A 25,920-nucleotide genomic window follows, 5' to 3' on the forward strand; every position below is an offset into this window, starting at 1 on the left:
CGCCTCTCAAAAAAATTATCAATAAACACATAAATAACACTTGTGTTATGACATAGTTTGTCACAGAATAGCGCTAACGTTATGACATAGTGTGTCATAACGTAGTGATTGCTTTAACCTAATTTATTTTAAGCGTTCGGTGATCAATATTAATTTTGTGAGGACAATATGAAACGTGTATTTTTGTTTTTATTAACTAACCTAGCGGTTATGTTGGTATTAGGTGTAGTGCTTTCAATAATAATGAGTGCGCTGGGTTTAAGCCATCGTAGCCTTGGCGGAATTTTACTTATAGCCACAGTATTTGGTTTTGGTGGATCGTTTATTTCGTTATTTATGTCGAAATGGATCGCTAAAAAATCAACAGGCGCGCATGTGATTACGCAGCCTCGAAACGAAACCGAACATTGGCTTGTACAAACGGTATCTGCGCAAGCACAAAAAGCAGGTATTAAAATGCCAGAAGTAGCTATTTACGACAGCCCAGAAATGAACGCGTTTGCAACGGGCCCAAGTAAAAACAACTCGTTAGTGGCAGTAAGCACAGGCTTAATGCACAACATGACCAAAGATCAGGCCGAAGCCGTACTTGCCCACGAAGTATCGCACGTGGCTAACGGCGACATGGTAACGCTTACGCTAATACAAGGCGTGGTAAACACCTTTGTAATATTTGCCGCAAAAGTACTGGCAGGCATTGTAGATAATTTTATTAATAGCGATGAAGAAGAGGGCGGTAGTAGCTGGACATACTTCTTATTCGATATGTTATTCCAAGTATTATTTGGCGTGCTAGCAAGCATAGTGGTTGCAAGTTACAGCCGTAAACGTGAGTTTGCAGCCGACAGCGGCGCAGCAAAACTAGTTGGTGCTGATAAAATGCGTTCCGCACTTGAGCGGTTAAAGCAAAACCATCCTTCGCAATTAGAAGGCTCAATGATGGCCTTTGGTATTGCAAGTGGCAAAGGTGTTGCTGAGCTGTTTTCATCCCACCCGCCGCTTGATGCGCGAATCGACGCACTACGCAAGTAACTATGTAAGTTAGTAAATATTCTAAGCCAGCTTAACCGCTGGCTTTTTTATGTTTACGTTAAAATGCTAAAATCTAATGCACTGTGTTTATATACAGTGCATTGTGTTGTATTATAAAATCGTTACTTTTTTAAGCTAGCACAAAAAAACTTAATCGCTAATGTAAGCCAAATTAACACTAAAAATGAAAACGATACATTGTATGTTACATGCATAGGGCAGGTAAAAAACGAATCAAACTTCACCTTTAAAAATATAAAGTTTAAGGTCGATTTTTTAACAGATCAAAACACGCTAGTCGATACGCTATCAATAACCGACGAAGACCTAATTATACTTCCTAATGACTCAACAAACTTTAGAGTAAGAGATATTGCGCAAAAACAAGCGGCCAGTTATAACAATTGCCAAGTAACAATAACCGATGCCTAGGCTTATAAATAAGCTATAAATCACTTACAAATTAATTATTAGCAGTTAGCTAAACCACTCGCTTTTTTAGATGTAATATTAGTTATTGACTTGCAAGCCACTAAATCCAAAATTTATATAAGCCATTTTCCTAGAGCGATTAAGAATATGGATGATTTATTACTTAAGTAATCGTTTATACACTCCTTGTAACTTGCAAGTGAGGGATCGAAAATGAGCTTGATTGATGAAAGTACAAAGGATTTTGGAAGCATGAGCGTGTTGCTTCACAGCTTAGGAACTGATTGCTACCGCATTGAGTGGAATAGCAGAATGACCGGAGCCTCAATAAGCTTAATTCGTGTTAAAAAAAACGAATACATAGTTGTGCGAAAATGGGCAACCGCCCGAAATATAGATGACGTATCAGCAGAGTTTGATCGGGCTAACCAAGCACTAATTCATTTTTTAAATAATGTAGATGTAATTAAAAGTAAAAACGAAAGTATTGTTGCAGCTAAAGAGCATTGCATAAACTTATTTACCTCAGCTGAGGGCTTAAAACCAATTAGCCATCCGAGCTTACCTACGCCACGCTTACAAGAAGCCATAGGCAAAGAAGTCATTGTAAAATCAAGTTTAGGCAACTACCTAATATCAAAAGGAATGCTATTACAGCTATTAGGTAATCAAGCCGAGATCCAAGTTAATCCCGACCACCTTGACGAAGGCCAATTAAGGCAAAAATTTTATACCAAACAAGTTCATGTTTGCTAGTTAATCGCGCTATCAAAACTCAAAGGCAGCTTTACTTTAATGGTAAAGCCATTTTGTTTAAACACCTTAAAAGTGCCGCCTAATGCCGTAGTGCGCTCCTCTATAAACGCTAAACCGTAGTGACCTGAGTTATCTGTTGGGGTTACTAAAGTCCCGTTATCGCTAATTGTTAACTCAATAAATTCGTCGCTGTTTATTATATTTATAATCAGTTTGCTGGCATTGCTGTGCTTCATACAATTGGTTACTGCTTCTTGGCAAATTCGGTAAATAGCTATTTCGTGATCTTTTGAAAGGCTATTATCTAACTTAAATTGTGGCTGATACCTAATATTTGCCTTGTGCAGTAAGCTTTTTAGTCGCCCTTGTGTTATTGCCTTTTCTAAACCGAGTTCATCTAGCTCACGCGGGCGAAGATAATGCATTAATTGATAAACAGAGTCATACATCGAATTAGCATTGTTTTTTAATGTAGTCACAAACGATTGGGTATCTTCGTTACTAAGGTGCGACAAAATAGCTAAATCTGTTTTTAATGCCGTTAGGTTTTGCCCTAATTCGTCATGCAACTCTTGCGAAAGGTGCTTTCGCTCGTTTTCTTGCACCGACACCATTTTGGCAGCCAGCGCCGTGTTTTGAGTTAGCTGCTCTTTAAGCTCTTTATTGGTTTGCTTTAACTCGTTGTTTTTACGTTTAAGCTCAGTAATTGCAGCGCCTAAAACCATACTGGTAATTGCGTTTGCTAAAATAAATAACTGGCTAATGTAGGTATTGCTAGGCTCGTGCGTAATGCTTGCTTCAACAATTATTAACGCGTTAATAAGCGCTGCACTGCTTACAGCCCCTAACGAGCCATACTTATACGAAAACCAAATTATCGGTAATAACGATGCAAGCCTTAATAGCGGGTAGGTGTCTGGGCGAACCGCATAGACAAAAAATATAATTAATATAAAACACACTAAAGTGGCTACTAGGCCAAATAACTTAGTGAGCCTGACTGTGTTAAAACTGTATTTAGAATCGTAAATTAACATAATAAAAGGGGCAATTAACAACGAGCCAGTAATATCGCCTAAGCACATGTTTAACTGATACTGTAGTAGCTCTTTTGCAACCAATACATTTGTAAATTCAAACGCACTGGCAAACAAAAACCACTTTATAGATGTACTCGCAACACAAAGCAGTATTAACGAAAGTATACCTAGGCTGTCGTTAATGCTTGGCGGCCAACGGCTATTTTTAAACACATAAACAAGCGCTATAAAACAAAGCTCCTGCCAAAAGCCATGAAATAAATCAAACTCCCAAACCCCACTGTGTGTTAAACCAAGCTGTGCAGCTAAGGCGCGCGACACAACCCATAAGGTGAGCCAATAGCGTGTTGGAGTGAGTAAGTAAAACGCAATTTTTACGCCTGCGGGAATAAATATCGCGCTGCTCTCGGGTACTGTTTCAAGGTTTTGGCTAACCCAAAAAGCGGCAAGTGAAGCAATAAAGTAAATTAGCCCCACCAATAACTGTTTAGCTACCTCTTTGTATGCGGTAGTAAAACTAACATTAGATAAAGAAGAAACGTTAGGTAAGTTCATCTAACTGTATTACTCCCGCATCAATTGCAATTTTGAGCAGTTCAAACGAGGTAGTAACATTAAGTTTGCTGTATATGTTTGCTTTGTGTACATGTGCTGTTTTAGGCATTATTTCGAGTATTTGCGCCACTTGTTTAGCGTTTAACCCCTTAGAAAATAACGGAAGGGCTTCAAGCTCTCTGTTAGTAAGCACAGTTAATGCTAAATTTTCGCTACTCATCGAAAAATTTACGTCTTCACTAATGTATCTTTTACCTAAAGCGACCGCTTTAACTGCATCTATTAGTTCATCAGAGGCAGAGCGCTTAGACACATAACCCAAAGCGCCTAATCGCAAAGCATTGCTTACATAAGGTTCGTGGTCGTGCATGGAGGCAACAATACTTTTAATATGCGGGAAAGACTCTTCAAGGTACGATAAAAAAGAAAGGCCAGTTTCAGTGCCGTTAAGCGATATATCAACAATAAATATATCAGGTTGTTCAAGCTCTACAGCCAGCTTGGCTTCTGTTACGCTGCAGGCTTCAATAATTACTTTCCAATCTAGTTGTAACTCTAAAAGCTTTTTAAAGCTGTCTCTTACTAATTGATGATCTTCTATGATGCCAATGAGCATTTAAATCTCCTTTTATGCTTAAAATACAGCGGGGCGGGTAACTAATTACCTAAAACGTTTTAAATGGGTTACCTCACTTAAAAGCAAGGTAACAAAACCAGTGGTTCTAAATTGGTAATTAGTTGCTGGTGGAGAACAACTAAGATCTTTTTACAGCAGCTTATTATTACTGAGAAAGAATAATATCAGTAATACCTTCGGCAGATAGTATTTCAATCCAGTAGCCGTCAGGGTCTTTAATAAATGCTAAGCCTTTCATTGAGCCATCATCTGGTTTTTTAACAAACTCAACATCGTATTTTGCAAAGCGCTCACAGGCTTCGTAAACATCCGGTACGCTAATACCAATATGGCCAAAGCCTTTGGGCTCTTGGTTACCGCTGTGGTAGCCCTCAAAGCTGTCGTCGCTTTCAGTGCCCCAGTTATGGGTTAACTCAATTAGCGCAGGGCGACGAAACACCCATTCTGCTTTAGTTCTATCATCACCTTGCGGTAATTCTTGTTCGTAGCCTAAAAAGTAAAGCGTAAACTTCATACTAGGAAAATCATACTTACCTAACAGCTTCATACCTAATACATTTTGGTAAAATTCGAGCGACGGCTTTGGATCTTTAATACGTAACATAGTTTGTTGCATAACAAAGCCCTGAGTGGCCTGTTCAACTTGTTCTGGAGATTCGTTATAGTTAGACATGGTGATCCTTTCTAATAATTAAAAAGCGAAAATAGAGATATAATGCTTAAACCATCATAATCAACCGTAGTTTAAATTTAAACTGTCTTGAGCATAAAAGAGTGGTGCAAAATAGTTAGTGAAGCTTAATATCATTTATCATTAATGCGCCCCAAGTTGTTTTATCGCTACAGCCATTTATTTCTGAGCTAATAAACAGACACCCATAACCTTTGGCTTCTGTTTTTTGAATTTCTGTGTAAACACTAGCACCATTATCAGATAACCAAGTAGTGGTGCGTTCACGACCATAAGGTAATATAAGAGGAATAGGAATAATTGGCGAAATTATAACACCCACCCATTTAAAGCCATCCCCATACTTAATTTGTTTAACGGCTGTACCTTTGACTGGCTTTTGCCCTGAAGTATATGTTTTAACGTGCACTAAATCGTAAGAAACACATCCTTGTGCCAGTATTAATGCACCGATAACTATCGCTTTTTTAATTAATTTCAAGATAAATCCCTTTATAACGTTATTGAGCAAAGAAAACTGCTAACTTGTACCTAAATTGATAATCATACTATCCTATAAAAAAGTAAACTTATAACGCCATAGCGTTTAGCCCTTATGTTTATTTGTAGGATGTATGTTCGTTTTTAAACATGGGTAACCACGTAATCAAAGTACAGAGCAAAGCAAAATTAAGTTTGTAAAACATTTAACAAAATAAAATAGGGCACTTTATTCATCGTTATTTAACTAAGTGCCATGTAGAGTTTAAATAACTACTGCGGGCAATTACTTATATAAAAAATAACGCACATAAAGGAGTGACTATGTTTTTTGATGATATGCAGGGATTATTACGTGTACTTACAATAGGTGTACTGGGTTATATCGCGCTGGTGTTTTGGCTTCGTGTATCGGGTAAACGTACGCTTTCAAAATGGAACGTGTTCGACTTTATAGTCACCATTGCGCTGGGCTCTATTTTAGCCTCGGTGATTATTTCAAAAAGTGTTCCGTTAGCTGAGGGCATACTTGCCTTTGTCGTATTAATAGGGCTGCAATATGTTATTACATGGCTTAGTGTGCGCTCGTCAAAATTTGCAGCGCTCATAAAAGCAGAGCCCACGTTGTTACTGAGTGATGGTGAATATTGCACGGCAGCCCTTAAATCACAGCGCGTAACAAAGTCAGAAATTCGCGCTGCTATTCGTGGTGCGAGTATATTAGCCATAGAAGATGTAGCTGCCGTAGTGCTAGAAACCGATGGCAGTTTTAGCGTACTTAAGCAAAATAACAGTGGGTTAAAAACCGCGTTAAGCGATGTAAGCGGCATTAAATTAATACGCCAATAGTTATATGAACTAAGGCAGGTATAACCTGCCTTACTTTGTATTAAAGCTTATTTTTATTTAGCATGCTGCTCTAATAAACTAAAGGTAGGTAAGCGCCATTTAAAGCGTATTGATGCCATACGTATTAAGTAGCCTGCAACAAGGCTTGCAATAATGCTGATGTTGTCGTCAATATTATAATGGTGTAGCGCTAAGTATAAACAGGCAACAAGTAACGATACACTCGCGTATAGCTCGTTATGTAATACAAGCGGCGCTTGGCGGCATATTAAATCACGCAGTAACCCACCAAATACGCCAGTAACAACCGCAGCCACTACACAAATACCGTAATGCAGCCCCATATTTAGCCCCACTTGGCAGCCAATAATACTAAAGGCAGCTAAACCCAGCGCATCTAAGCGCATAAAAATGCCTTTAAATTTAACTACCCATTTAGCAAGCCACGTAGTAACAATACCTGCAATACAGGTAATTAATAAATACTCTGGGTGTTGTACCCACGTAAGCGGGTAATTGCCTAGTAATATATCTCTTACGCTACCACCGCCAATTGCCGTGGCGCTGGCTACTAGCACTACGCCAAACCAATCCATTTTCATTCGTCCTGCGCTAAGTGCGCCGGTCATGGCTTCTGCGGTAATACCAATAATATAAACAATCGTTAATAGCATGAGATAATCACTTGAAATTCGTGCGTAAAAATAAGGTGTGGATTGTATAGATAAATTAAGTAAATAACGAATGAAAAATCATACTAAAAAAGCATCATTCAGATAGAAATAACTAATAACAAAAACCAGTGTAAACAAGCTGTTAAGTTCATAAGTGGGTGCGCAATGATTCATGTGAATTAAAGGACATATGACCGCAAAGTATAAATAAAACAGGTTGGATTTAGTTGTTTTTAGCGCGTTTATTTTTCAGCTAACTTTAATAGCGAAAGCGTGAAAATTAACGCAATATGAATAATTGGTTGCATGGTTTTAATTTAGGAACGTATAATAACAAGTGTTAACTAAATGGAATTTGCGTAATCGCAGCTTAATCAGCACAGGTAAATACATGAACAAAGGATTGTTAAAAGCGTGGAATGACGAAAAGGGTTTTGGTTTTATTAAATCAGACACCCTAGAACACGACACGTTTATACACATATCAGCGCTCAAACATATGAGCCGCAAGCCCAAAGTAGGCGACACCATTTACTTTGAAGTTGCTACGCAGCCCGACGGTAAAACCAAAGCAATCAACTGCCGCATAGAAGGCGTTGCAGAGCTTAAAGCACCTTACCAAAAACACAAACAACAGCCGTACCGCATTGCTAAATCTAATTTTGCCAGTAGCTTTTTAGGTAAAGTTGCCTCAATAGCGCTTATTGGTGCACTTTGTTTTTATGCGATTAATAAATACAACACTCACTCAAATACAAATAATTTAAGCAGTGTTCGTTCAAACAGCCAAACTCCCGTTATCTCCAATGATGATTTAGCCACTTTTGATGAAAAATATCCGAAAGTAGTTATTCCAAAAATCGTTATTCCAAAAAGCACGCAAAATTTTACGTGTGATGGCAGGCAGTACTGTACTCAAATGAGTTCGCGAGCCGAAGCCGTATTTTTTATTAATAACTGCCCTAATACAAAAATGGATGGGGATAAAGATGGTGACCCTTGTGAGAGAGATTCAAGGTTTTAGGTTATGTGTCATATAACTTTTAAGTCTAAAAGTTAAGATATGTAATAACGAATATAGTTTAATTTACCTTGAATGGTTTCTTACCCTAAACGACATATTGGATGTAAATTTGAGATTATTGAAAGATCAATATCATACGCTAAAGCCTAATTTTTCTCTTGTATCTGATGAAAATATTTTACTTCTTGCATGGAAGAAAACACAACAATACGTTAGAACTAAAAACTCTTATGTAGATCTCTTATCTTTAGACTACACATGCGCAAACATTAAAGAATTGATTAGTACATGGTCGTCAGAATTGAAAAATCATTCACATAGTAATAAAAGCTTATCTATAATCCCTATCCCAAAACCAAACTCAAACCCAAAGAGTTGGGGAGGTGATTTAAAACCTACAACAAGCATTGATATACGTGGCCTTGCTGATATAAGTATTAAAGAGCAAACTCTTCTTACATCTTATATGATGTGTTTAGCTGACAGTATTGAAACAAGACAAAAAGACCCAGATCTAGCTCGTAATGTTTTAGAGCAAAGAGAATCAGAGATATTTAGTTATGGTAATAGATTAGTTTGTGATTGGAATGGTTTAATTGGACGCTTCCGTTGGGGAAGTAATGAATATTATAGAAAATATTTTGTAGACCATAAAAACTTCCTCTCTAGACCCGTTGAGGTTGCTAAGATAATCAAAAGCCACGTAAGCCCTTTGGATAACGTCTATATTATCTCTCTCGATATTGAAAATTTTTATAATGATATAGACCCTGATATTTTAGTTGCAAAATTAAAAAATATTTTTTTATCCCATCAAAAGCTTCTGAATATTAAATATGATGAAGAATCTCAGCACAAAAGTGATGTGAGTTTTTGGAGCAAATTAAGAGCATCATTATCATGGGATTGGAGTGATAAGTCATTAGCTATTATTAATCAGCTTGATATTACTGAAGGTACGGGTCTGCCTCAAGGTTTGGCTTCTGCGGGAGTGTTTGCCAATGCATACCTTATTGATTTTGACGAAAGCGTTTCTAAAAATATAAAAAACAATACTTTTGACGACTTGAAAATACATGATTATTGCCGTTATGTGGACGATCTTCGTGTTGTAGTGTCTTCAAGTATAGATAAAAAAATTTTAAAAGCTAAGATACACAGTATTATTCTTGAACTGTTGAAAGAGCAATCTCAAAATACTTTAAACTTGAATGAAAAGAAAACAAAAATTTTTAACTTAAATCAATTAGATTCTTCATCGAATATTAAGAGCAGAATGACTGAAGTTGAATCTAAAATTGGTTGTTCAGCAATTCCTGACAGGGAGTCGATTGATCTCTTTATTCCTACATTACATGAGCTAATAAATATTCAAGAAGATAGCCTATCTGAACTTCCTGAACAGCTTGTTACACAAAGCTTTATCAAGCCAGACTCAATCAAGCGTTTTTCAGCTTACCGGTTGAAGAGTACTTTAGAATATAAGAAACTAATAGAACCAGATAATAGTACATTAGATAATGATATTGATTTTTCCGCAAAAACTCTTCTTTTAGCTTGGTATAAAGAACCGTCAAGTTTAGTTCTACTAAGAAAAGCATTTGAGATATCACCGAATATAGAATTCAATCAAACAATAATAGACACTATATATTTAAATATTCAAAACCTTTCTGGAGAACCAAAGCTTGCCCTAAAGGTTTCTTTTGTGTCTCAGTTTATATTATCTGACATCTTTAGATGTTTATCTGATTTGAAAAGTAAAGATAAAAATGACACGCATTATGAAAAGTTATTTGATAGGCTATCCTTATACGCTCGTAGGGTTTTAGAGTTAGATAGGGAAGACATTCAGCCTTATTTAATTAAATCAGCTTCATATATGTTAGCTATTTATAACTCGTCGGTATGTAATTCAGCAAAATTAGATTCGATTGAATTAGCTCCTAATTTACATGGCTATTTACACCAAGTTTTACAGTTAAGAACATTAGCAAACAATGATCCTCGGTTAGACTTCCTATTTTATCTAGCGTCTCAAATTAGTAACAAAAATGAGATTTTCGCAGTTTCTTTTGTTGAACATATAAACAAGTATTCAAAAAAGGATAAACTTAACTCTTTAGAAAAGGTGGCCTTAGAGGGAGGGGAGTTCTGGAAATATGTATGGGAAAATCTTCTTAAATCTAATGACGAATTTGTTAGTAATTTAAAGTGGGCAATACCGACAGTAGCATTAGAAACAAATAATAAAGAACATTTTTTGTCATCACTATATGGATTAAGAGAGAATCCCTTTAAACATGAAACAGCTTTATTAAGACTAATGCTTGGGCTAATTAAAGCTTGCGAAGCTGGAAAATTTGATAGTTTACCATCCCCTCATGAAATAAAACTTACGATTAGTAAATCAAGAAAGTGGGAAGATTTATGGTACTGGACAGAAGCACTAACCTGTAATTTTGATTTTAATGGTGTAGTTGATCCTCGATATAAAAGCCCTGAATGGTTAAGAGCTGATAATAATGAGTTAAATACAATTTCATCATCAGAAAAGTTTTATTGGTTATTTAGTATCATTCGTTCAGCCGCATCAGCAAATTTAGATTACACGTGTAGAAAAGATTTTGATTTTAAAGAAAATAAGAATATCGGTATTATATCAAATTGGCATAAGCGAAGGGTGGGAATGCTCCATACTCCAGAGTCTATAGTTGGTACTTATGCAACTATAAGTGACTGGTTTACTGAAATTATCAGACATGGGCTTCAATGGCCTGGTTTTGCATCTACTAATGTTGATGATAAAAAAATCCTTCAAATAGAAGATTTTTCTATTTTATCGGAAGTGATTGAAAATAGGATTATTGAACTTAATCTAGATATTTGTCGAAATTCAAAAATGCCTTCTGTTAGAACTAAAGTACACAGACCAAATCTTAGATCTGGAAAATTTCGAGTTGTTACGGTTCAACAGTTACTTCCTAGGTATGAAGACTTTCACATCACAGATGTTTTATTAGAAAGACCAAAAATTAGAATTGAAATGAGGGAACATCTCTTATCAATCTGTAATATCATTGAAAAAACACTTTCAGCTAAGTCTGAAACAGAGAATCAAGGTAAAGTTTTAGCTCAAGCTGATTTAATTGTATTCTCTGAAGTCACGGTTCATAAAGATGATGAAGATATATTAAAAGCATTAGCTTTTAGAACTAATTCAATAATTTTTGCCGGTTTTGTTTTTTTAAATGAAGAGGATAAACTTGTAAATAAAGCTCGTTGGATTGTACCTACCTTTAATGATGATCGCCTAAGTTGGAAAATAAGAGATCAAGGCAAACATAATTTAACTCCGTTTGAAATTGAGGCTGGTATAATTAGTTTCAGGCCATGTCAACACATAATAGAAATACATGGATATAAAGATGGACCCTTTGCAATATCAGGATCAGTTTGCTTTGATGCAACAGATATTAATATAGCTTCTGATTTACGTAATAAAACAGATATGTTTATTATTTCGGCATTTAATAAGGACGTAAATACATTTAATAATATGGCATCTTCACTACAATGGCATATGTTTCAACATATAGTTCTTTCAAATACTGGACAATTTGGTGGCTCTAGTATTCAAGCCCCATATAAGGAGCAACATAAAAAATTAATCTCACATACTCATGGTGTTAGCCAAATTGCAATAAGTACAGCTGATGTTGACTTAGCCGCATTTACAAGAAAAATAAGTAAACACCCGGAAATAAAGGCAGCACCTGCCGGCTATTCACGTAATAAAGGAAAAAAATGAATATTGATTTAAACGCTATGTCACAGGTGGCTACTATTTCTTCAAGTATTACCGCATTAATAGCTGTTTTTTTTATTATCTTTCAAATAAAATCATCAAATAAAAATAACAAAATGGTTACTGCTCACACTACTTATAATGGCTACCTAAAGTTATGTTTTGATAATCCTTATTATGCAAAAGGAATTAATGAAAAAAGTGATAACGTTGACGTTAGGTATGAACAATATAAGTGGTTTGTTTCAAGTATGTTATTTTCTTTTGAGGAAATACTTGCAGTATATCCTAACGATAAACGTTGGTTTTTTGCACTAGAATCTCAGCTAGAAAGACACAGAAATTTTCTAAAAAACTCTTCTTCTGTTAAAAGAGGTGAATGGAGTAAACCTTTAACTTCGTTATTAGAAAAAATAACAAGATAAGTGAAGTGGTGCAGAAAGATTAACAGTGACACCCATTCTAAATTTTGCTCTTTTCAAAATTTAGGACTCCGTTTTAGTTAGTGCAAAAAACGATCAGGGTTTCTTATGGCAATTGCAAGAAAGCGTCAAATAAGTTTGGTTGATACAAAATACTACCACTGTATTTCGCGTTGCGTGCGTCGTGCATTTTTATGTGGCGAAGACCACTTTACAGGCAAGTCTTACGAGCACCGCAGAGGCTGGGTTGAAGATAAACTGCTTGAATTAGCTAAGGTATTTTGTATTGATGTATGTGCTTATGCTGTTATGAGTAACCATACTCACTTAGTCCTGTATGTTGATGATAATCAAGCAAACAGGCTGAATGATAAAGCGATTGTTATTCGCTGGCATAAACTCTGTAAAGGCACAGTGTTAACACAGAAATATGTACGAGGTAAAAAGTTAAGTAAAGTTGAGCTCATGTTTTTCAACCAAACGGTTAAACAATACCGCGAACGCTTATCAAGTATCAGCTGGTTTATGCGGCTATTAAATGAAGATATTGCCCGCAGAGCAAATGAAGAAGACAACTGCACAGGTAGGTTTTGGGAAGGGCGCTTTACGTCTCAAGCATTATTAGATGAAGCAGCACTTGCAGCTTGTATGGCCTATGTGGATTTAAATCCCATTAGAGCTAAAATGGCTAACACACCAGAAGAGTCAGACCATACCAGTGTACAAAAGCGTTTAACATGCGCAGCAGAAGGTAAACAACCAAAACAGTTACTACGTTTTGCTGGTATGCCACGTCAGATTATGCCAAAAGGGCTGCCGTTTGAGCTTAAATCGTACCTTGAACTTGTTGAGCTAACAGGGCGAATAATACGAGAGGATAAACGCGGGCATATTGATAATATGAACCTTCCTTTGTTAGAAAGGCTTAATATATCCCCAGAGAACTGGTTAAAACTCACTACGCAATTTACGCGCGTATTTCATGGTGCGGTAGGAAGACCCAATTCACAAGCAAGTTACTGTGAACATTTAAAGCGTAAACGGCGATCAAATATTAGTAATTGCGAAAAGTTACTCGCATAAAACTTAAGCTACTCAGTAAAGCTATTCAGTAATAAATCATAACTGCATTATGCAGTTATTTTCATGTGTGTAATTTAGGTTTAATAGGGCTAATGACTTATTTAACGGATGAAATAAAAGTGACCCAGCAATAAAAGATAAATTCTTAACCTGAAGAGCGAATTTTTTGGCATAGTTCTGCTTGTTCAATTAAGGTGGCTGTCTGGTTTGGTATGGTTTGGTATAGTTAAGGTGGCTGTCTGGTTTGGTATGGTTTTTTAGCATAGTTTTGTTTGTTCAATTAAAGTGGCTGTCTAGTTTAGTCGTGGATTGGTCTTGTGGGAAAATTGCTCGCCTTATGCGTTTATGATTTCTGGATAATATGGAGTTTCAATGAAAAGTGAAATTGATGATTTAGCAAGAAAACTTCGTTTGATATATGAGCAAGGTACTGAAGAGAAACTTCCTTTATTTATGGGCTCATTTCAGTTTCCAACTGCAAGCTGTGAAGGTTCTTCTAGGTTTTTTGCTCATATTGTAAGCCAGCGGTATCCCGAGTCTAAAGTAGTTGTTGTTGAGGGCTACGATCATCCAAATGACGATCGACATTATTGGGTGCAAGTTGACAAGTTAACTTATGATTTAACTTGTGATCAATTTGATGGTTTTACAATACCAATTTTCGGAGAAAATAGTACTCCGCTTATCAGTAAATTTAATGATATAGATATATTAGCTGGTGCTGATATTTTTGAAAATTGGAACCCTGGTGGTCGTTACGATAAGTTTGCAACTTTAGAGTATGTTGAACACTGTCTAGAAACGCATAGCAAGAGCTTTAAATGAATGGGGTAAAGTCCTGACTTCATACATCAATTGGTTAAAAGCTTTTGATATTAGCTATTTTCGTCCTCTAAAAGCGAAGCGCCTCATAGCCTCTTTGTGAATTAACTTTAGATTACTAAGAGGGAACAAACTAGGGATGCGCTAAGCGTATACATTAAACGCAAAACATCGGCGAATTAGCATCTCTAATACACGCCGATGTTTATAATTTATTTAAATGAGTTCCTTACTCGTAAGGTATTAAGCCTTAGTCTGCTTTACGGTAAAGGCTTATTAAACATATTGCTAAAAGTAACGTTGCAATCATGCCTGAAGCGCCAGCAACTGCTGATGGAAGAAATCCATCACGGCCAAAGGTAATTAAAATACCATTGGCAAGCATTGCAACTCCGCCAGCTAAGGCTGTAAGTCCGCCAATTGCTTTGCCGCCTTTAGCTAGAAAAGACAGGCCAAAAACAAGTGCTGCTAATCCTAATAATAACTTAGCTGCGTAGTAAATCATGAATGACAAAGAAACCACGCCACCAATTAAAGGTTGTGCACCTTCTACTGTGCCTGCAACTTTACCAAATGTAGAAAACAAAGTAAGTCCAACGCTTACCTGCACTATGTTAAGTACTGCACTAAACGCGATAGCCGACCAGCCTAGTTGAGCGTTTTTTGCTTGCACCATAGCCGTGCCTGCAAAGGCAACAAGTAAAGTAAATACCAGTGCTTCTAGTCCCCAAGCAACCTGCCTTGAAAAACTAATTTCAGCACTGTAAAGGGCTGAATAAATACCCTGTGATATCGCCAATACCAACAATAACGATGCTGTAATTAGGGTGGTGCGTTTATGTGTAAATTCCATTATGGACCTCTTATAATTTTATATTTAACGCTTTTAAAAGATGCAGTAGTTTTGCACACATCAAACCGTTGAAACTTTTATATAAATATTGAAACTATAAGACAGGCAAAGCGATTTAAAAATTTCACTAAAACCAATAAAAATAATAATTAATTACAAAAAGGCTAAAACTTGCGCTTTTAATTAAACTTAAACGAGCAAAGTCGCATTGATTTAAGCTGGTAAACCTCTAAAAGCGCAGCGCCTCTTACCCTCTTTGTGCATAAACTTTTAAATTACTAAGAGGGTATTTTGCATTCATTCTAGCAATGGGGATAAGCGACTTTGCAAAAGTCACTTACTTTAGTAGGGCAAGTCTATAAAAGGGCTTAAATCGCCTTCATTAAGATAAAAGCCTAAATTGAGACCAGTCACTTAACGCTGTAATAGTTTGTTCTGTGGGAGGGGCAACATAGATTAAACCTGCAATGGCAATAACTGATGCTAGCGTAATTAATTTGTTATCGAAGTCGGCTATTTTTAAAGCTGTTCCGAAAGAGCGTTTAATGGTGACATTGCTTAAATCTACACTGTAAATTTCATCCAGCAATAAATGAATTAACCCGCCTAGTAAAATAAACCCACCCGTTAACCAGGCAAAAACGGCTGCTTGTGTGGTTGATTGGTCATTTAGTTTCCATGTTACTTGAGTTGTTAATAGCGCGCATAACAGTATAAATAGTAAAGAGTGGCAACTACCTCTGTGTACTGTGATCCATTCAAAAATGGGTCTAATAATGTATTTCATAAATCCGTAAACCAATAACGGCACTACGATTAACTCGATAAAGCTAATTTCAATAATGAGCTCGGTGGTTATGTAATGCAGTACCAGTAATACAGCGCTGAGTGCGAATAAGTTAAAAATAGTATCGAGTGATGTTGAGTTATCTGAATCTATGTCGGGTAATAAGCCGCCGATTGAGCCTAAAAACCATAACCAGAGCGCGCCCTTTAATTCAATATGTCCTGCAGATAATAAGGTGGCTGAGGCTAAGCCTGTGATGATTACGGCAGTATTAAGATGAGTATTGAAGTTTGCCATTGTATCTCTTTATGGGAAAAAGTAGGGCATTCTATCAATTGAAAAGTTTATTGTTCAATATTCTTTTTAATTAGATTTTTTATTACTTTGATTAATTGCTAATAGTACAATTGTTATTCTGTTTTGTGGTTAGTAGAGCAATCAAGTTGTAATTTTTTTATAAAAATCAATAATACGGACAGTTTTTATTGTCTATTGGCCTTTTGTGTTTTAAATAAAAGCCTAGCTATCAACTTATATAAAACGGCTTAACTGGAATCCACATGAACCAAAATAGATATAAAGCATCGTTTCCTGCGCCTGACATTGGTAGTAACTATTTTGTCTCATCAACTTGGAGCAGTTATGGTTTCTGGGCTTTATTAGCACTGACTCCGCTTGCTCATTACATGATGTACTATACCGAAGATGGTTTAGCGCATGGGGAAGATTTAAACACTTTAGTGTATGTAATACTTGGTGCTATTAGCTTGTTTGTTTTAAATATTGCAGCCCAATCTATATGTTGGTTAGGCAGGCTTTTGGCAGTGGTTTGCTTTAGCATGAGTCTGTTTTTTATTTTATCGATTATCTATCTTAGTATTTATGCTCACTTCCCAATCGCTTATTTTGGTCCTGTTATTTACTTTGGTTTAGCAGCGTACTTTTATAATAAAGACTATTTGAAAGCCATAAAAACATTATAGCATTTACTATGTAGTTACTAATTCACGCCATCTAATTTTTTATATCGTCATAAAAGGCAACTTTCCCTCGGCCTGTTTCTTTTACGTGATAAAGAGTTTTATCACCGTTGTGCATTAATTGATGTAGTTCATTGCCATCATATGGGGCTATTGCAATTCCTATGCTTGCACCTACTGCGCATGTTTTTGTGTTTGAAATACTAACCTGCTGTTGTAACTCATTGAGTAAGGCGTTCGCTTTTTGTTGTGTTGCCGTTTTATCGTAGGTATTAATTTGCTGCGCAACAATAAATTCGTCACCGCCTAGGCGGATACACATATCGTTTTTTTCGTGAAAAAGTGTTTTAAATCTGTGCGCTATTTCAATTAGCACTTTGTCGCCGGCTTCGTGTCCGTAGGTGTCGTTAATGGGTTTAAACTTATCTAAATCAATCATCATAAGCACTAAATGTTCATTATGTTTAATACATTCACGTAGTGCTTTTTTAAGGCGTTTTTCACCGGCGCGTCGGTTTAATAAGCCAGTGAGTGGGTCGTGATCGGCTTCAAAGCGGGTTTGCTGTTCGCGTTCTGCGCGCTCGGTTACATCGTGTAAAATTACTTCTACTAGCTGTTCTTGTTTGGGGTTTCGTTTGGTATCTCTTTGGTCTGTTAATCTTACAAATAAGCAATGAAACCACACCGTTTTATAGCCAACTTTACACTCTACATCTAAGGTGGTTTGTGGTGGGTTTTTAGCAGAGCGAATATCTGCCAGTAGGCTTTGTAATTCGTCTACATTGCTAAGTAACTCAGGAAAATGCAAGGTTGGTAATTCTTCTTCACCAGGTACGGTAAAGTAATGCTTAAATGCAGGGTTAAAGGTGGTGATAATGTTTTTGTCATCTAGTAAACAAATACCTGCGCTGGCTTGTTCAAAAATAAGTCTAAATTTAGCTTCTAGCTCTTGAGTTTTTTTACGCAGTGTTTGCTCATTACTAATAGTTAAATGTAGCTCGTGCATTAAGGCATTTATACCTTGGGTTAAACGGCTTATTTCGTCCCGCTTGCCTTGCTTGAAGGTTAGCATTTTAAGGGTTTCTGGCTCGCTTGGATTTATTTTAGCAAAGCTGTCGGTTAGGTTTTGAATTGGCTGTGTAAGCCAGCGCTGAACTACCAGCGATACAAAAAATGCGATAACAATGGATTGAATCAGCATTAAGATAAATTCTTTTATAAGCGCTGACTGTGTTTGTTGTTCAATAAAATTATCGTCTGGGTATATGGCGAGTACACCTATAAAAGTGTCTTCTATAAAAGGGTGAACTAATTTAATTAAAACAGCTTCATTTTTTTTGTTAGTGGAGCCACTTGTAATAAATAAATCCATCTCTCCTTTAGGGTTTACTTCTCCTTCTAGGCTTGCACCTTGCACTAAGTCGTTACTGAGTAGGCCGTTAATAATTTCTTGGCTTAATTCTTTGTCATTTAAGTAAGCGGCAATAGCGGCTGTTTTTTCCATTGTTTGCGCTAACTGTTGTACGAGTAAGTAGTTGGTGTTTTTCTTTTCTTTAAAGCCTGAATAATACGACAGCATTGACGATACTAAAGATACAACAATAGCAACTAACGCAATTGCTATAGCAACGCGTATGTAGAGTTTTTGGCTAATAATTTTAATCAAATGTGTATACCACTTTTACTGCATCTGTAACTTGCGATAGCGGAATGTAGCCAATAGCAAATTGTGATGCTGCAATTTTATTTATTGCATCTTCAACGGATGCCGAAGGTGTAGGGGGCTTTGCACGGCCAGAAAATAACAACCTGGCCCAATACGCATTTATTTTTTGCTCGTCTTTATTGACCAGTTTTAAGTAAAAATCGTTTTTTAATGCTGATTGAGCGGGCAAATCGAGTGGCTTTGACGTTTCACCATCAGGAAAAGTTAAATACCTACCCATGTAAATATCAATAATTTCTCGTTTTGATAATGCGTTAATCGCATTGCTTTTATTTACCACTACAACAAACTCTGTAGATTTAGCATAAAAGCTCATAAAAAGCAGGCACAAGGGCAGCAATGCAGTTATAAAAAAGTTACGAGGGCTCATCATTAAAACACCATACTAGCATTTAGACTAAGTATATGTACTTTGTGGCCCTCATCAACATCTGAAGGGTTGCTAAGACTCCATAAGCCAGCGCCTTGAGGCTTTATATCAAAGCGGTCTAACTGCGCTTTAAATACTAAACGATCCGAAAAATGCCATTTTACGCCTACGTTAATAGAGTGCTGGTGAACATTTGTAATTTGAACTGAAGATTGAGTGGCAACCGCGAGTTGTTGTATGGGTACTGAAAACTGCTCAGGAGTACCTGGTGGGAAAATAGGGCTGTTTACTTCAACTACATCATGGCGATTTTTAGCTGCCGTAAAGCCTGTGTAAAATATTGCATCATCTACTCTGTAGCCCGCACTAATATAAGTGCTAAATACAGATGGAGCTATTATCCAATCGGATTCTGAAATACCTAACTCAGATTGAATAAGCCAATTATTATTATCGTAAGTAACGCCAAAGGCTGCGTATTCTATGCTGTTGCCTTTGGTGTTAAATTTGTTAGATATACTTTGTGCTTGCGGCCATACACTTTGTGGTACTAAATCGAGTGCGGTTATAAATTCGTCCAACGCGGTTAGTTTATAATCGCCAAAGTTTGACCTTGATAACGAAAAACGCATTGTCCATGCATCTAAAGAGTAGGTTGCACTAAGGGTTGTTAAGTTATCAAAATCAATAAAAAAGTCGTCATTATAGGCTTGTATCTTTGCTGTGGAGCTACCATAAGCGAGTTTTAAGCGTAAGAAGCCATCGTTAATGGCTTTACTGTATTCAACGTCTATTCCATCAAAATTACCTGCAATGTTTGCAAATGAGTAATACGAATGAGGCGGGCGCACCCATAAGTAAGCGTATCCAACGTAAGGGTACTCAGACAGTAAGTAAAGGTCGCTGTTTAACCTACCTGCGCGGATGGCCCAGTTACGTGATGGGCGATAGCGTACAAAGGCGAGTTCTAAAAAATTATCAAAGCTTTTAAAGGCATGATCTTGTATTACTAGTTGAACTACAGAGTCCCAATTTTTGGCTAGTGATATATTAGCCTGACCACCTAAAATTGAATCACGCGTTGCTGAAAAACCAGATTCGTTCACATTTGAATAACTCGATGCAAAGCCAATATCTGAATCGTCCGTGTAGCTGAGTGTTAAGGATGCAAAACCACTAAATTGTACATCTATGTCGTTTGCATAGGTTTTATTAGCAGCAGAAATTGCCAATATTGCTATGGCAATTGTACCTCGGAACAACATGTTAGCTCGTATTTTTATAATGTAGATAGTAAAAAGATAGCACAATTTATTAAATTACCAACTTAAGCATTACAGTGGCTTATCAATTAAATACAAAAAAACATGACATCCTCCTAAATTTTGTACTTTGTTAAGCGAAGTACTGGGACATAAGAAAAGCAAGGCGGAAAATTTGTGTTATCTATTGTTATAAGTGGCGACAATATAGATTATGAATAGGGCGGTTTTTTTAATATTACTAAACTTAAAACGTGTTGGTTACTGGATGAGCTTTATTTTTATAAGGCTGCTTAAATTAGGCAGCCATTTGTATTTAAAACTTTAAAAGCGATTATTTAAAATGGTGCATAGCCATCATTTGGTTTGTTTGGGTTAGTCCAGCGCTGTTTAGCATCAACAGGAATGCGTGGAGCACCTTGTGCTGGTAATCGACCGCGCTCCCCATACAACCACAATACAAAGTTAGTTCGCTCGCCACTGGTAATAGGCTTGGCTGCGTGTGCAATATTGCCTCGATGTAACATGGCAGTACCAGGCTTAAAGGTAAGTGATTTAATGTCACCTGTGTACGGGTGATAAAAGTCCACTTGTGACCCTGTAAACTCTTCGCCTGGTAAATTTAAGTTAATGTTAAGCGTTACAGCTGATGCGTCGGTATGTGGGCGAATTGACGAATCTGTATTTGGCTCATAATAAATTGAAAAGCCAAATGTTTGTGTATCAAACCCCATAACTTCCGGGAACAGCATACGTGAAATAGGGCGCATATAAGTGTTTAGTATTTCGTTATAAAATGCCTGAAAGCTTGGCGCGGCTAAATAACCTTCTGATCGGCTATCAAGCATGGCACCACGGCGATTTAACACTATGCCGTATGGCGGGCGCATAGGAATTTGCGAATTCCATACTTGTTCTAAATATCCTCGTAATACTGCTAGGCGCTCAGGATCAAAAAATTGAAATTGAAACACATTAGGCGCTACTTCGTGTAATAACGCTTTTACGGCTAGCTCTTTTGATGGATCTTCCCATGCTTGCTTTACTGCTTCACGTATGTTTTTATCAAGTAGTGTGTCGTCTAGCGTAAACGTTGAGCTATCTATTAATGTTGCTTCCCATTCGCTCCACGCGTTTGCAATTAGGTCAGTGTTGCTTATCCAAAAGTTTTGTACTGCTGGTTCACGGTAAAGCATGGCTTGTCGTGTTGGTAACTCTAGAGCACGCGCTAGTTGTAATTGGTTGGCAAACATTTTGTGTAACTCCAGCTGTTAAATTTTGTTTATATCAATCTAGGAGTGCAATTTATTGTATTTGATTTAGTAGATAAACAGCCTGCTTTAGGAAACAGAATATACTATTTATTGATAATGAATCCTAAAACTGAGTATCTTTAGTCAAGCAATACTGTCCACTTAAAGCGAAGTACCACGTATCCTATTTGCTATTCAAGCATTTAGCTTAATAACAAAGGCTTTATGAAATAGACGGTGTATAAATAAACCTTTATTATAAATTCCTTATTTTGCCTATGTTATAGCTAGGATTTAATAGCAATATAAAATGGAGATTAATTGTGGAAGATAAATTAAAAGAAAAAAGTGTGACACAGAAATTTTTTGGTGAATATTCTTGGATGTATCAAGTTTCAGCGTTTGTTGCTTTTATTATGGTTATTTACATTAGCTTTAATGGAGAGGGAAATGTTTGGACACAGCTTGTGAGAGGTGATTTTAATTCAGCTTTGCTTGTTAGCATTGTTGGTTACTTATCTGAATTTAGATATCGATTTATTAAAGAATCTCGCAATAACTAAAATATTAAAAAGCTGATAATTAAATCAGCCTTTTAATATTTTACAGTGGATTACCTGATTAAACGCGATTAATGGGTTGCTCTGTCGCCCCAAATTTCTTCTAGGCGGCTGTCACGACCACAACGCCAACGATAAGTGTTGTATCGGATTGGATTGTTTTTGTAATAATCTTGATGAAAGCTTTCCCTCCCTTTTATAGGGTAAAAGGTGCTTGCGTTTAGTATAGGTGTAACCACAGTTTGATTAGGGAACTCGGCAACTACTGCAGCTTTTGTTTTTTCGGCTAATTTACGTTGTTCGTCGTTTTGTACAAATATAGCGCTTAAGTAACTAGGGCCTTTATCACAAAATTGGCCTTTGGCATCAAAGGGATCAATATTTACCCAGTAATGATCAAGTATACCTTGATAGCTTACTATGGCCGGATCGTAAGTAATTTCTACCGCCTCGTAATGGCCTTTATGATTACCATTGTATGTTGGGTTTTTAAGTTTACCGCCAGTAAAGCCCGATATTACATCGGTTACGCCTTCTAGCTTTTCAAAGTCACTTTCCATACACCAAAAACAACCTCCAGCTAGAACGGCTTTTTCGGTTTTAGCTGCATGGGAAAATGTACTAAACAAAATAACGGCAGATGTTAATGCAAGCGTAAGTGATTTTTTCATAAAATTATCCATCTGTACTGTGAGTTTATAAATACTTATAAAGTTAGACCCGCTAAGTGCTAATACAATTTCATTGTAGAGGGCTGGCCAACTTATCTATGGTGAAAAATATTGTGCTTTGACAAGTTTTATAGGGATAAGGCGAGTAACAAGATCACTATTTAAGTTAGTAGCACGGTTTAATTGGGTTAGCCAAGTATGCGTTATTTAATGGGGTGTTGAATTATGCTTACGTGTTCATTAAAGTGACAACATTCGTGATATAAATTAGCAGGTGATAAATGAACCAGTTAACAGAAACATCAATAAGCTGCCCTTATTGTGGAGAAAGTATAGAAGTATTACTTGATGCAGCAGATATTGATGAGCAATACATAGAAGACTGCCAAGTATGCTGTAAGCCTATTTCGTTTGTGGTATTTGAAAATGATGACGAGCTAAACGTTAATGTTTACAGCGAAGACGATGCATTTTAACTCGTTAATTAGATAGTAGGCTGCAAAATTGCAGCCTTTTTACTGTGTATGTGTTTGGTTAGCTATTTTGCTCACGCGCTAATTGGTTAGGAAGAAGTTCTTCTACTATTTCGCGTGCTGGAAGCGTATAGCGTGTGCCGTCAAACATTACTGAGGTAAACTCGTTAATATTAGTAATGCCTGTTAAGGTCCAGCCTTCGCCGCGCTTTGGGCAATATACTGTGGTAGTGGGTTGTATTACTTTAAAATCGTCACTCATTACGTTCTCTTACTCTTTTTGCTTTAAAGATAATGCTTGTTAATAGGGTATGGTAAGTTAATAATGCGTGCCCATAAAGAGCTAATTTAACTAACCACTTAAATAAAATGTTTAACACCACAAAGCTTGAGCGCGTTACGCTGCGTTTAGTTACCCACAAACACGCAGCGTGTTTATTTAATATTTTAAATCACCCGCACGTGTCAGAATTTAACGACTACGAAACACCACTTAGCAAAACGCAAATCAAACAATTAATACAAGATGATATTAGTGCATATTACGAAGGTGAAGTAATTCGAGTTGCAATTGAACATAATATATCTGGAAAGTTAATGGGTACTTGTGGGCTTTATAATTTAACCCCGTGTAAAAGTAGTGCGTTTATAGGATTTGAGCTGCATCCTGACTTTTGGGATAAGGGCGTAATGTTTGAAGTGGTGACCGGTTTTATTGAAACTCTAGTTAAGCATATTTCGCTTAAACATTTGTCTGCTGAGGTGAGTGCACATAATGCACGTTCCCATAATTTACTTATGAAACTGGGCTTTAGTTTAAGAGAAAATTCTATTTGGCATAAATCACTTTAACTCAAGACGGCAATTATAAGTGCTTACCTTTTTTCAATCCTCAATCCTCAATCCTTAAAGCTCAGTAAATAAAATACAAAAAATAGCGGCTTTCTATTATAGTTAAGCGTAAGCAAATGAATTTGTTACCCGTGTTTTATTAAACATTTACGCTTAACAAGGATTTTATATGCTAGAAAAACTCTCTCAAGATGCGCTTGTAATTTGGGCGACCATTGACCCTATAGGCACAATGGCGCTGTTTGCTGCGCTTACTTCTCATTTAACTGATCAACAACGTCGTAAAACTGCATTTAAAACGGTACTTTATGCCGGGGGCGTATTACTGGGTTCTATTTTAATAGGGCAACTAATACTTAATGCGATGGGAATTAGGTTGGTGTCGTTTCAGTTAGGGGGCGGAATTATATTGTTTTTATTTGGCCTGCAAATGATTTTTGGAAACGATTCTAACAAAGCCAAACAAGACCCCGCTCACGATATAGCCGTGTTTCCGCTTGCTATACCTGCAACGGCGACTCCTGGCGCTATTTTGGCGGTAATACTACTTACCGATAACCACATACACCCAATTACTACTCAAATAGGCACAGCGCTTGTTACACTTGGTGTGTTGGGTATTACCTTAATACTGTTGCTGCTTTCGGGTAAAATTATTAAGCTAATTGGTACTGGCGGCGCGTCTATTTTAACGCGAGTGATGGGCATGATTTTAGCCGCATTTTCGGTTGAGCTTATTATGACCGCGCTGGAAATAAAGCAATGGGTTAAGCTCGATTAAATAACTCCTAAACATTGAAAGGAATGCCGTATGGCAATAAAAATAACAAAACACTATATTATTAATTTAAGTTTAGCCGTAGTCATTTTTGCTATTGGTATTTTAGCCATACGCTATTACAACCATTATGTATCGGCCTATACAGATGTAACAATTAACTCAAGCGTGCTTAATGAGTCGCGCAAAGTGTTTATAAGATTGCCCGCTAATTATAATCCTAAAAAAGCGTATCCGTTAATTATTAAAACCGATGGTAACTTTAATTTAGATACATGGGATAAAGCACTTACAAAACAAGCTAAGAGCGAAAAAGGGGATAAGGCTATATTAGTGTCTATTCCTAATTTGTTTTTTACAGATACACGTAATCGCGATTTAGTACCTCCTTATGCCCGCCAAGATGTAAATACACAAGCGCGTCCAGAGCATGAAACACTTATTGAACCAAATGGTGAAGCCGACAAGTTTTTAGCGTTTATTGAAACTGAGTTACTCCCTTATCTATCAGCAAAATATAAGCTTAGTAATAACCGTGTTTTAAGTGGTTTTTCGGCAGGTGGTAGCTTTGTACTGTATACGCTGCATACAAAGCCTGAATTGTTTAATGGCTATTTTGCTTTTAGCCCTGCGGCTTGGTATGACGATATGACCGTAGTTAATAATTTAGAAGCGTTTTTAAGTGCTCAAGATAACAAAGTTAAGTCGTCTACTTATTTATATCTTTCGGTGGGCGGGGCAGAGCATCCGCTAATGTTAAAATCGTTTAGTAATTTAGAGGCCGTTTTAACAGCCAACCCTAACAATAACCTTGTGTGGCAAAGTGCTATAAACAAAGGTGCTGAGCATTCAGATAATCCAACACTGAGTGTATCAAAGGCATTAGCTGGTTTTAGTAAGTTTATTAAAAAGTAGGTTAGATAGGTTTAATCGGTAGCTGTATGCATATACAGCTACCGGTGTTTTAACTATTTATGATAACGAATCAGCTTCATAGCACTTTACTTAGTTTAATGTTATTAACGACTTACAAAGGGAGTTGTTTTAATT

Annotated in this window: 28 protein-coding genes; 15 read left to right on the forward strand and 13 right to left on the reverse strand. The window is 36.8% G+C overall.

Annotated features, from left to right (window positions below):
- Positions 1 to 168 precede the first annotated feature (168 nt).
- From htpX to H5160_RS00550, 3 genes are all read left to right on the forward strand, one after another.
- Positions 169 to 1,032 (forward strand): protease HtpX, encoded by an 864-nt coding sequence (gene htpX / locus H5160_RS00540; RefSeq protein WP_182736359.1) that lies wholly within the window; start codon positions 169 to 171, stop codon positions 1,030 to 1,032.
- Positions 1,033 to 1,230: 198 nt separating this feature from the next.
- On the forward strand, positions 1,231 to 1,464 hold the full coding sequence (locus H5160_RS00545) for a hypothetical protein (RefSeq protein WP_259395086.1): 234 nt from the start codon (positions 1,231 to 1,233) through the stop codon (positions 1,462 to 1,464).
- Positions 1,465 to 1,677: 213 nt separating this feature from the next.
- Complete coding sequence (locus H5160_RS00550) at positions 1,678 to 2,220, forward strand: hypothetical protein (RefSeq protein WP_024593597.1); 543 nt, start codon at positions 1,678 to 1,680, stop codon at positions 2,218 to 2,220.
- On the opposite strand, the gene H5160_RS00555 is transcribed toward H5160_RS00550, so the two are convergent.
- The 4 genes from H5160_RS00555 to H5160_RS00570 form a co-directional block, all read right to left on the reverse strand.
- Entirely contained in the window at positions 2,217 to 3,815 is a 1,599-nt protein-coding gene (locus H5160_RS00555; protein ID WP_182736360.1) for an MASE1 domain-containing protein, read from the reverse strand. The genes H5160_RS00550 and H5160_RS00555 overlap by 4 nt on opposite strands.
- A complete protein-coding gene (locus H5160_RS00560; RefSeq protein ID WP_182736361.1) occupies positions 3,802 to 4,431 on the reverse strand; it encodes a response regulator transcription factor in 630 nt (209 codons plus the stop codon). Before H5160_RS00560 ends, H5160_RS00555 begins: the two co-directional genes overlap by 14 nt.
- Positions 4,432 to 4,597: 166 nt before the next feature.
- Positions 4,598 to 5,125, reverse strand: coding sequence for a lactoylglutathione lyase (gene gloA, locus H5160_RS00565; RefSeq protein WP_182736362.1), 528 nt, complete (start codon positions 5,123 to 5,125; stop codon positions 4,598 to 4,600).
- Between the two features lie 115 nt (positions 5,126 to 5,240).
- Complete coding sequence (locus H5160_RS00570) at positions 5,241 to 5,624, reverse strand: hypothetical protein (RefSeq protein WP_182736363.1); 384 nt, start codon at positions 5,622 to 5,624, stop codon at positions 5,241 to 5,243.
- Positions 5,625 to 5,947: 323 nt separating this feature from the next.
- Between H5160_RS00570 and H5160_RS00575 the strand changes: the two genes are divergently transcribed.
- A complete protein-coding gene (locus H5160_RS00575; protein ID WP_182736364.1) occupies positions 5,948 to 6,472 on the forward strand; it encodes a DUF421 domain-containing protein in 525 nt (174 codons plus the stop codon).
- Positions 6,473 to 6,525: 53 nt separating this feature from the next.
- On the opposite strand, the gene H5160_RS00580 is transcribed toward H5160_RS00575, so the two are convergent.
- Positions 6,526 to 7,146: a trimeric intracellular cation channel family protein gene (locus H5160_RS00580; RefSeq protein ID WP_182736365.1), complete on the reverse strand. Its 621-nt coding sequence runs from the start codon at positions 7,144 to 7,146 to the stop codon at positions 6,526 to 6,528.
- Between the two features lie 391 nt (positions 7,147 to 7,537).
- On the opposite strand from H5160_RS00580, the gene H5160_RS00585 reads away from it, so the two are divergent.
- The 5 genes from H5160_RS00585 to H5160_RS00605 all read left to right on the forward strand — a co-directional run bounded on the left by H5160_RS00585 (position 7,538) and on the right by H5160_RS00605 (position 14,308).
- A complete protein-coding gene (locus H5160_RS00585; RefSeq protein ID WP_182736367.1) occupies positions 7,538 to 8,170 on the forward strand; it encodes a cold shock domain-containing protein in 633 nt (210 codons plus the stop codon).
- A gap of 118 nt (positions 8,171 to 8,288) precedes the next feature.
- Positions 8,289 to 11,981: an RNA-directed DNA polymerase gene (locus tag H5160_RS00590; protein WP_182736369.1), complete on the forward strand. Its 3,693-nt coding sequence runs from the start codon at positions 8,289 to 8,291 to the stop codon at positions 11,979 to 11,981.
- Positions 11,978 to 12,403: a hypothetical protein gene (locus tag H5160_RS00595; RefSeq protein ID WP_182736371.1), complete on the forward strand. Its 426-nt coding sequence runs from the start codon at positions 11,978 to 11,980 to the stop codon at positions 12,401 to 12,403. Before H5160_RS00590 ends, H5160_RS00595 begins: the two co-directional genes overlap by 4 nt.
- Before the next feature lie 105 nt (positions 12,404 to 12,508).
- The gene (locus tag H5160_RS00600) at positions 12,509 to 13,483 is read left to right on the forward strand and encodes a transposase (RefSeq protein WP_182736373.1); all 975 of its coding nucleotides are present in this window, start codon (positions 12,509 to 12,511) and stop codon (positions 13,481 to 13,483) included.
- A gap of 372 nt (positions 13,484 to 13,855) precedes the next feature.
- On the forward strand, positions 13,856 to 14,308 hold the full coding sequence (locus tag H5160_RS00605; RefSeq protein WP_182736375.1) for a hypothetical protein: 453 nt from the start codon (positions 13,856 to 13,858) through the stop codon (positions 14,306 to 14,308).
- Positions 14,309 to 14,555: 247 nt separating this feature from the next.
- On the opposite strand, the gene H5160_RS00610 is transcribed toward H5160_RS00605, so the two are convergent.
- A complete protein-coding gene (locus H5160_RS00610) occupies positions 14,556 to 15,158 on the reverse strand; it encodes a thiamine biosynthesis protein ThiC (protein WP_182736377.1) in 603 nt (200 codons plus the stop codon).
- Between the two features lie 382 nt (positions 15,159 to 15,540).
- Positions 15,541 to 16,242: a metal-dependent hydrolase gene (locus H5160_RS00615; RefSeq protein ID WP_182736378.1), complete on the reverse strand. Its 702-nt coding sequence runs from the start codon at positions 16,240 to 16,242 to the stop codon at positions 15,541 to 15,543.
- Between the two features lie 263 nt (positions 16,243 to 16,505).
- Here H5160_RS00615 and H5160_RS00620 point away from each other — a divergent pair, with 263 nt between their 5' ends.
- The gene (locus H5160_RS00620) at positions 16,506 to 16,928 is read left to right on the forward strand and encodes a hypothetical protein (protein WP_182693800.1); all 423 of its coding nucleotides are present in this window, start codon (positions 16,506 to 16,508) and stop codon (positions 16,926 to 16,928) included.
- Between the two features lie 31 nt (positions 16,929 to 16,959).
- On the opposite strand, the gene H5160_RS00625 is transcribed toward H5160_RS00620, so the two are convergent.
- The 4 genes from H5160_RS00625 to H5160_RS00640 form a co-directional block, all read right to left on the reverse strand.
- Positions 16,960 to 18,591 carry a diguanylate cyclase domain-containing protein gene (locus H5160_RS00625; RefSeq protein WP_182736379.1) on the reverse strand — a complete coding sequence of 544 codons (1,632 nt, stop codon included), beginning with the start codon at positions 18,589 to 18,591 and terminating at the stop codon, positions 16,960 to 16,962.
- Entirely contained in the window at positions 18,584 to 19,024 is a 441-nt protein-coding gene (locus H5160_RS00630; RefSeq protein WP_182736381.1) for a hypothetical protein, read from the reverse strand. Before H5160_RS00630 ends, H5160_RS00625 begins: the two co-directional genes overlap by 8 nt.
- The gene (locus H5160_RS00635) at positions 19,024 to 20,286 is read right to left on the reverse strand and encodes a hypothetical protein (protein WP_182736382.1); all 1,263 of its coding nucleotides are present in this window, start codon (positions 20,284 to 20,286) and stop codon (positions 19,024 to 19,026) included. Before H5160_RS00635 ends, H5160_RS00630 begins: the two co-directional genes overlap by 1 nt.
- A gap of 335 nt (positions 20,287 to 20,621) precedes the next feature.
- On the reverse strand, positions 20,622 to 21,536 hold the full coding sequence (locus H5160_RS00640; RefSeq protein ID WP_182736383.1) for a 2OG-Fe(II) oxygenase family protein: 915 nt from the start codon (positions 21,534 to 21,536) through the stop codon (positions 20,622 to 20,624).
- Between the two features lie 323 nt (positions 21,537 to 21,859).
- Between H5160_RS00640 and H5160_RS00645 the strand changes: the two genes are divergently transcribed.
- A complete protein-coding gene (locus tag H5160_RS00645) occupies positions 21,860 to 22,099 on the forward strand; it encodes a hypothetical protein (protein WP_002962631.1) in 240 nt (79 codons plus the stop codon).
- A gap of 68 nt (positions 22,100 to 22,167) precedes the next feature.
- Here H5160_RS00645 and msrA read toward each other — a convergent pair whose 3' ends face one another.
- Complete coding sequence (gene msrA, locus H5160_RS00650) at positions 22,168 to 22,767, reverse strand: peptide-methionine (S)-S-oxide reductase MsrA (protein WP_039487894.1); 600 nt, start codon at positions 22,765 to 22,767, stop codon at positions 22,168 to 22,170.
- 281 nt (positions 22,768 to 23,048) lie between these two features.
- On the opposite strand from msrA, the gene H5160_RS00655 reads away from it, so the two are divergent.
- Positions 23,049 to 23,243, forward strand: a complete 195-nt coding sequence (locus H5160_RS00655; protein ID WP_002962627.1) for a CPXCG motif-containing cysteine-rich protein — start codon at positions 23,049 to 23,051, stop codon at positions 23,241 to 23,243.
- 58 nt (positions 23,244 to 23,301) lie between these two features.
- On the opposite strand, the gene H5160_RS00660 is transcribed toward H5160_RS00655, so the two are convergent.
- The gene (locus tag H5160_RS00660; RefSeq protein ID WP_002962626.1) at positions 23,302 to 23,502 is read right to left on the reverse strand and encodes a hypothetical protein; all 201 of its coding nucleotides are present in this window, start codon (positions 23,500 to 23,502) and stop codon (positions 23,302 to 23,304) included.
- A gap of 107 nt (positions 23,503 to 23,609) precedes the next feature.
- Between H5160_RS00660 and H5160_RS00665 the strand changes: the two genes are divergently transcribed.
- The 3 genes from H5160_RS00665 to H5160_RS00675 all read left to right on the forward strand — a co-directional run bounded on the left by H5160_RS00665 (position 23,610) and on the right by H5160_RS00675 (position 25,785).
- Positions 23,610 to 24,092, forward strand: a complete 483-nt coding sequence (locus H5160_RS00665) for a GNAT family N-acetyltransferase (RefSeq protein WP_182736384.1) — start codon at positions 23,610 to 23,612, stop codon at positions 24,090 to 24,092.
- A 169-nt stretch (positions 24,093 to 24,261) separates the two neighbouring features.
- A complete protein-coding gene (locus H5160_RS00670) occupies positions 24,262 to 24,873 on the forward strand; it encodes a MarC family protein (protein WP_182736385.1) in 612 nt (203 codons plus the stop codon).
- 30 nt (positions 24,874 to 24,903) lie between these two features.
- On the forward strand, positions 24,904 to 25,785 hold the full coding sequence (locus tag H5160_RS00675; RefSeq protein ID WP_182736386.1) for an alpha/beta hydrolase: 882 nt from the start codon (positions 24,904 to 24,906) through the stop codon (positions 25,783 to 25,785).
- Positions 25,786 to 25,920 lie beyond the last annotated feature (135 nt).

Origin of the sequence: Pseudoalteromonas sp. SG43-4 (genome assembly GCF_014164325.1) — a bacterium.
GTDB classification, from domain to species: domain Bacteria; phylum Pseudomonadota; class Gammaproteobacteria; order Enterobacterales; family Alteromonadaceae; genus Pseudoalteromonas; species Pseudoalteromonas distincta.